The sequence below is a fragment of the Kistimonas scapharcae genome (assembly GCF_039540975.1).
GTDB classification, from domain to species: domain Bacteria; phylum Pseudomonadota; class Gammaproteobacteria; order Pseudomonadales; family Endozoicomonadaceae; genus Kistimonas; species Kistimonas scapharcae.
In genome coordinates this window covers 1-2,305 of sequence record NZ_BAABFL010000278.1, presented here as the reverse complement: position 1 = coordinate 2,305, position 2,305 = coordinate 1, and the positions used below count along the sequence as shown (strand labels likewise).

Sequence of the window (2,305 nt, the reverse complement as noted above, 5' to 3'; positions counted from 1 at the left end):
TTCCGAGACTGGCAAATATTATCGAATACGCCTCATGCTGGCTGCCATGTGGTCTGCACAGGAGTTTTTGAGTACTTACGGTGTGACGTATAATATTGAAAATCACCCAATAAACGTCACTCAATCAATGTCTGCCAACACGTTTATTGGGTTTACTTTATTATTCCAGTGACTCAATGGAATGAATCACCGATTTGTTGATTTTACGTTCCTTGCCATCCACCGTTTCAATGGTATAGAAGCCGCTATCATCGTCGTAAGATGGGGTATCGACAGCATCAATTCGGGTGCCATCATTCAGGTGCACAGCGCTCGGCGTTGCACAGCCGGCCAATACGACAAGAGACGTAGAGAGCAGTAATGCCGTTATTGTTTTATTCATCATTCTCATCCATTTTTTTAGTCACCCACAGTGTAACTGAACAGGCAACATGATTTTCTGTACGCACGGTATGGTATTTGTTTTTGTTTGTTTTCCTCGACTGACAAGATGCTGAAACATGAAGGCATACACGGCAAAAAACTTTCCATTTCAGTGAAAAAAGATCAACCTGTTACCACGCTTAGGAAAAGCGCAACATTAAAAACAGGTAAAATACGATGAAAGGATCCTGCCAGTGCGGCAATGTCCGCTATGAAATACCCGATAATTATATCGCCCTGGTCGCCTGCTATTGCACGGAATGCCAGAAAGCCTCTTCAGGTATTGGTACCTATTCCATGCTGTTGCCATCAGATGCCTTCCAGTTGATATCGGGCCAACTGAAAAGCTGGGAGCGCACATCCACGGTCGGCACGCGAAACAAGACCCACTTCTGCCCGGATTGCGGTAATCGCATCTACAATCTCAACCCGGATGCGCCGGCCATCATCAAATTAAAAGCGGGCACGCTGGAGCAAGCTGCCCGGTTAGTGCCTGATGCACACGTCTGGCTGAAAAGTGCTCCCGCCTGGATCATGATCCCGGAGGATGCGCTAACCTATGAGACTCAGCCCTCCATTGAGGAAGGTCTGCAGGATCTTCAGCAGAAACGGCAAGCATATGCTTGCTATCAAGAGTGAACGGCTTGTGAAGCACTATTTTCAGATAGGCTGACAATCAAATAGCGTTTATCCAGGATCACTGTCCAGTGAAAACGATTCTCTGCTATGGCGACTCAATCACATGGGGCTACATTCCCGGTACGGCTGCACGATATCCGCTGCAGCTGCGTTGGCCTTCTGTATTACAGGCAACACTGGGGACTGATTACCATGTGATTGCCGAAGGCCTGACTGGCCGCTATACGGTGCATGAGGATCCTTTTCGTGTCGGGCGCAATGGGGCCGCACTGCTACAGCCCATTCTGGAAACCCATGCGCCGATTGACCTGCTCATTCTGTTTCTGGGTACTAATGATGTCCTTCACAACCCCGAACTGACAGCATACGACGCGGCTCAAGGGGTAGCCTGTTTGACGCACATCGCTCAACGCAGTCAAACCGGCCCTGCAGGGGCCGCCCCCAAGATCATGATCATCTCACCACCCCGTATCCACACACTATCACATGAGCTGTTACAACAGTGTCATGGCGATATCACCCAATCAGAATCCTTTGATAAACACTTCAGGGCTGTTGCCACTCAACACCAATGCGCCTTTCTGGATGCCGCAGCGTGTGTTGAACCCAGCCCACTGGATGGTGTTCATCTGGATGAGCATGCCCAGGCCGCACTGGGGAGCGCTATCGCTAACAGGGTGGGCTCAATTTTTACAACGGACGCCGCCAATGAAACCCACAGCATTTATGGAAATCCCTGAGGGCGGACGCTTTTGTCCGGTGTTTAGATCTGACGGCAGGCTCACTACGCCGGATGGCGAGCCCCGCAGCGCCCTCACCCATATCTATTACACGCTCAACCCCGGTGAAATTAGTCACTTTCATCGGTTACGCGCCGATGAAATCTGGAGCCTTTACCGGGGCGCAGGGCTGAATCTTTATTTGTGGAACGGCACGATGAAACCGCCTGAAGTCATTACCCTATCAGCCCAGTCCGGTGCGTTTTGTCACGCGATACCAGCGGGCATCTGGCAGGCAGCCGAACCTCTGGTTGATACCCTACTGGTAGGGTGCTCCGTCGCGCCGGGCTTCGAAGAAGTGGATTTTGAGTTGATGCTTCCACGATCAGAATCAGCCAGACGGCTGACTGCCATTGATCCAGCGCTGTCAAAATTTATTAGTCTCTAGGAGCTGTTGACGTTTCACATTGGTAACCAGACAAAAGCACAAGCCAGAGCTACGACACTGACAAAGTTTCGCTTTA

The 2,305-nt window shown here is 50.4% G+C and carries 4 protein-coding genes; 3 read left to right on the top strand and 1 reads right to left on the bottom strand.

Annotated features, from left to right (window positions below):
* Positions 1-160 precede the first annotated feature (160 nt).
* Entirely contained in the window at positions 161-382 is a 222-nt protein-coding gene (locus ABD892_RS11040) for a YgdI/YgdR family lipoprotein (RefSeq protein ID WP_345195700.1), read from the bottom strand.
* 218 nt (positions 383-600) lie between these two features.
* Between ABD892_RS11040 and ABD892_RS11035 the strand changes: the two genes are divergently transcribed.
* From ABD892_RS11035 to ABD892_RS11025, 3 genes are all read left to right on the top strand, one after another.
* The gene (locus ABD892_RS11035; protein WP_345195697.1) at positions 601-1,062 is read left to right on the top strand and encodes a GFA family protein; all 462 of its coding nucleotides are present in this window, start codon (positions 601-603) and stop codon (positions 1,060-1,062) included.
* Positions 1,063-1,130: 68 nt separating this feature from the next.
* Positions 1,131-1,802, top strand: a complete 672-nt coding sequence (locus tag ABD892_RS11030) for an SGNH/GDSL hydrolase family protein (protein WP_345195696.1) — start codon at positions 1,131-1,133, stop codon at positions 1,800-1,802.
* Positions 1,771-2,229, top strand: a complete 459-nt coding sequence (locus ABD892_RS11025) for a cupin domain-containing protein (RefSeq protein WP_345195694.1) — start codon at positions 1,771-1,773, stop codon at positions 2,227-2,229. Before ABD892_RS11030 ends, ABD892_RS11025 begins: the two co-directional genes overlap by 32 nt.
* Positions 2,230-2,305 lie beyond the last annotated feature (76 nt).

Excerpts from the sequence above, each read along its gene's own strand:
- ABD892_RS11025 (WP_345195694.1), top strand. The coding sequence starts at position 1,771 with ATGAAACCCACAGCATTTATGGAAATCCCTGAGGGCGGACGCTTTTGT.
- ABD892_RS11040 (WP_345195700.1), bottom strand. The coding sequence starts at position 382 with ATGAATAAAACAATAACGGCATTACTGCTCTCTACGTCTCTTGTCGTA.
- ABD892_RS11035 (WP_345195697.1), top strand. The coding sequence starts at position 601 with ATGAAAGGATCCTGCCAGTGCGGCAATGTCCGCTATGAAATACCCGAT.